This is a genomic window from Dissulfurispira sp. (assembly GCF_036745535.1).
Taxonomy (GTDB): domain Bacteria; phylum Nitrospirota; class Thermodesulfovibrionia; order Thermodesulfovibrionales; family Dissulfurispiraceae; genus Dissulfurispira.
Genome location: NZ_DAIOFX010000155.1, coordinates 1 through 2068 on the forward strand (window position 1 = coordinate 1; position 2068 = coordinate 2068).

Consider the following 2068-nt stretch of genomic DNA (forward strand, 5'->3'; position numbering starts at 1 on the left):
TATCGTCTATGGATTCGTCTTTATCCTGTATGACAGCCGCGCCCAAGCTCACTGTTACATTTATATCCTCTATCGGATTTTCTTTAATAATGTTTCTTATTCTTTCGGCAAGGTTTTTTGTGGCTTCAAAATCGGTCTCCGGCAGTACAATCATGAATTCTTCTCCCCCCGTAGCGACCAAATATGTCGTATGGACGAATGGAGTTTTTCGTGCGATTAGCGACTTCTTTTAACACCTCATCGCCAACGCAATGGCCATAATTATCATTGATGGACTTAAAGCGGTCTATGTCGAGAATAATGCAGCCCAGTTCTTTTTTCAGTCTTTTTGTCCTTTCAAATTCCTCCTCAAATCTCGATATTAGATGCCTTCTGTTGAATATTTCTGTTAAACCGTCTGTTGTTGCCAGCTTCTCGATCTGTTTACGAGCTTCATAAACCCTTTTTATCAGTCTTATTGTAAAGAAGTAAATAAGTCCTAATAGAAGCAAGGTGGTAGTAGTGGCAAAAAATATAATAAGGAACGTGTTTGTTTTTAACTTCTTCTGAACATTTGCAATATCGAAGGCTATGCTGATGCCTCCTCTTACATCTCCTATTTTATACCCCTGCCTTAAATGGCACTGCAGGCATTCCTTTTCTACATAAAGGGGCGCTATATATCTGAAATATGTTAGGCCATTTTTATCTTCATTATGGAATACCTCTTTTCCCCCTTTTCGAATAATTTTAAAGCCTCTGTTTCAAATGCATCGGGCTTATTGTTTGGGTTAAGAGGCTTCAAGCTTGTTATGCGGAATTTAAACAGGCCTTCTTTCTCGGAATATTCGGAAATCTCGCGTGTCATTAAGGCAGGGTTCCTTTTGGTATAGATTTTCCCGTCCGTTGTTTCAATATCCGGATTCTTTAAATATGGATTGGATTCTACGCCCTTCTTTTTTTTCGACATATACGCCGTCATGACTCGCATTCCATTTTCTTGCTAAAACTATACTGTTAAAAAGCGACTTTGCTCTAATGATGTTTTCTTCATAAATTAACTGCTTGGTTCTTATGGCCATGCCAAGGAACACGACGGATAAAATCAGAGCAATGGTTAAACTTATGGAAATAATGAATGTCTTATAAATCTTTCTTTCTTTAGCTAAAGGCATGGCATTATTTTACCCGATTTGCATTAGGAATAAATAGTTGATGCCCACCGTTATCCTTGAATGATGCAATTGCATGTTGCCCTTCCTTTGATACAAGCCAGTTTATGAACTCCATTGCCTCTTTGTATTTTACATGCTTATTTTTCTGCGGATTTACAGCCATTACTCCATATTGATTGAAAAGTACAGGATCACCCTCGATGACAATTATCATTTCAAGCTTGTCCTTATCCTTTGCCGCAAGCCATGTGCCTCTGTCTGTAAGGGCATATGCACGCTTTTCATTTGCAATCCTCTGGGTTTTTTCCATTCCTTGCCCCACTTCAAGATACCACTTTTGTCCCTTCGGCTCAATGCCTGCTTTCTTCCAGAGCGATAATTCCTTTGTATGAGTTCCTGATTTGTCGCCTCTTGATACAAATGGATAAGCGCCTTCAGCAATCTTTTTGAAAGCCTCTATTGCTGACCTTATACCTTTTATTTTCAGAGGATCATTTGCTGGACCGATGATGATAAAGTCGTTATACATAACATCATGACGGTTCACGAAATACCCTTCTTCAACAGCCTTTAATTCCTGATCCTTTGCGTGGACAAAGACCACATCCGCATCTCCCCTTTTGCCAATTTCGATTGCGGCTCCTGTTCCAACAGCTACCACATCGACTTTTATCCCTGCCTTTTTCTCGAAAATTGGAAGGATGTAATCGAACAATCCAGAATTCTGCGTACTCGTTGTTGATGCGCAGCGGATACGCGTCTCGGCATATAAGGTTGAAGCAACAAATGCTGACAATAAGATCATTAACAGAAAGATTTTACTGGATTTCATAGTCCCCCCTATTGAACATATGATTTATCTCACATCTGTCCAAAATAGATTTTAGAAAGACCTCCGATTCAGGTAGTATAGA

The 2068-nt window shown here is 39.5% G+C and carries 3 protein-coding genes and 2 pseudogenes; all 5 read right to left on the reverse strand.

The window, feature by feature from the left end; translation table 11 throughout:
* Window positions 1-154 (reverse strand): annotated as a pseudogene (locus V7L97_RS13200) (hypothetical protein); the annotation flags it as partial.
* Entirely contained in the window at window positions 126-491 is a 366-nt protein-coding gene (locus V7L97_RS12340; RefSeq protein WP_333656424.1) for a GGDEF domain-containing protein, read from the reverse strand. The pseudogene V7L97_RS13200 and the gene V7L97_RS12340, both read right to left, overlap by 29 nt.
* An 87-nt stretch (window positions 492-578) precedes the next feature.
* A pseudogene (locus V7L97_RS13205) lies at window positions 579-728 on the reverse strand (c-type heme family protein); the annotation flags it as partial.
* Entirely contained in the window at window positions 674-949 is a 276-nt protein-coding gene (locus V7L97_RS12345) for a c-type heme family protein (RefSeq protein WP_333656425.1), read from the reverse strand. The pseudogene V7L97_RS13205 and the gene V7L97_RS12345, both read right to left, overlap by 55 nt.
* A gap of 209 nt (window positions 950-1158) precedes the next feature.
* The gene (locus V7L97_RS12350; protein WP_333656428.1) at window positions 1159-1986 is read right to left on the reverse strand and encodes an extracellular solute-binding protein; all 828 of its coding nucleotides are present in this window, start codon (window positions 1984-1986) and stop codon (window positions 1159-1161) included.
* Between the last annotated feature and the right edge of the window lie 82 nt (window positions 1987-2068).

Bases quoted from the DNA above. Each gene is read 5' to 3' on its own strand.
- V7L97_RS12345 (WP_333656425.1), bottom strand. From the start codon at position 949: ATGTCGAAAAAAAAGAAGGGCGTAGAATCCAATCCATATTTAAAGAAT.
- V7L97_RS12350 (WP_333656428.1), bottom strand. From the start codon at position 1,986: ATGAAATCCAGTAAAATCTTTCTGTTAATGATCTTATTGTCAGCATTT.